Here is a 1,155-nt window from a genome sequence, read left to right on the forward strand (position 1 = left end):
GCTGTGGTCTCGGGTACCTACCGGGCCAAGGCCAGTGCCGGGGTCAACGGCAACATCGCGGTCAAGGTGTTGGTGGGTTGCCAGGTCGACATCACCGGGCTGGAGGGCGGCCTCTCCGGCAGCATCACCCAGGCGCTGAGCCCGTCGCTGTCGGGTTCGTTGACCATCCCGCTGAAACCGGGTCAGGTCGCGGTCGTCGATGTGACCGACAGGGACATCAAGGATGGCGGCGTGGCCGCGGTCCAGCTCGATCAGTTCGGCATCAACGTGGAGCGCTGCGGCGGCTACGCCTCGGCACGCACCATCGTCACGACCGTGGGCGCCAAGGGCTACAACACCGATGACGGCACCGTCAACGGTGAGGGCACCTACCTGCAGTCGACCCTGTACGGCAAACCGTTCAGCCTCAACTGAGCTGTCGACGCACTCCGACCATCCACGTCCGCTGCGCATGCTGAGCTCAGCGGCATTCCCGAAGGATCTTTGATGAAGACGATCAACACGCGTGTGACCGGCGCCCTCGGTCTGGCCGGTGCCGTGGTGGTGGGCCTGAGCAGCCTCGGTGCCGGTGGCGCCGCGGCCGGGCCGCTGCCGGGCGGGTACCTGTCCAAGACGCTGGTCGACGGCACCCCGGTCACCGTCCGGCTCTTCGATGAACACGTCAACGTGCAGAAGGCCGTCACGAATGTCGCCACCAGCCGTGAGGCGTGGCTGTCGGGCAAGGTCAAGGTCACCGTCGGCGGCAAGGCCCAGGGTGGCGGGATCGCCGCCGGCTACCTGGTCGGTTGCCAGGTGAACTTCGGTGCCGGCGCCAACGGCGGTGCCGGGGTGTCGGTGGAACCGGGCCCCAGCGGTGGTGCGGCGGCCTCACCGTCGGCCAAGGCCGGTGGCGGGTTCACCCTCGGACCGGGCCAGTCGACCTTTGTGCCGGTGATCAACACCACCTCCGGTGATGACACCGCCTACAAGAACTACAAGGTCTCCGGCTACAAGTTCAAGGGCTCCACCGGCGGCTTCGCCTACAGCCAGGAGAAGTTCGGCCTCGACGGCTGCGCCGGCTACGCATCGGCCAAGGCCAAGATCAAGGTGACCGTCAAGACCGACGAAGTCAGCGGCGTCCTCTTCCTCTACGGAAAACCCTTCAGCCTCGGCTGA

Annotated in this window: 2 protein-coding genes; both read left to right on the top strand. The window is 66.9% G+C overall.

What is annotated here, in order from left to right; translation table 11 throughout:
- On the top strand, positions 1-414 hold a 414-nt coding region (locus tag QSJ19_RS26510; RefSeq protein ID WP_286324039.1), incomplete at its 5' end, for an MspA family porin.
- Between the two features lie 69 nt (positions 415-483).
- Positions 484-1,155, top strand: coding sequence for an MspA family porin (locus QSJ19_RS26515; RefSeq protein ID WP_502876351.1), 672 nt, complete (start codon positions 484-486; stop codon positions 1,153-1,155).

This window comes from Gordonia sp. ABSL11-1 (assembly GCF_030315685.1).
In the GTDB taxonomy this organism is placed as follows: domain Bacteria; phylum Actinomycetota; class Actinomycetes; order Mycobacteriales; family Mycobacteriaceae; genus Gordonia.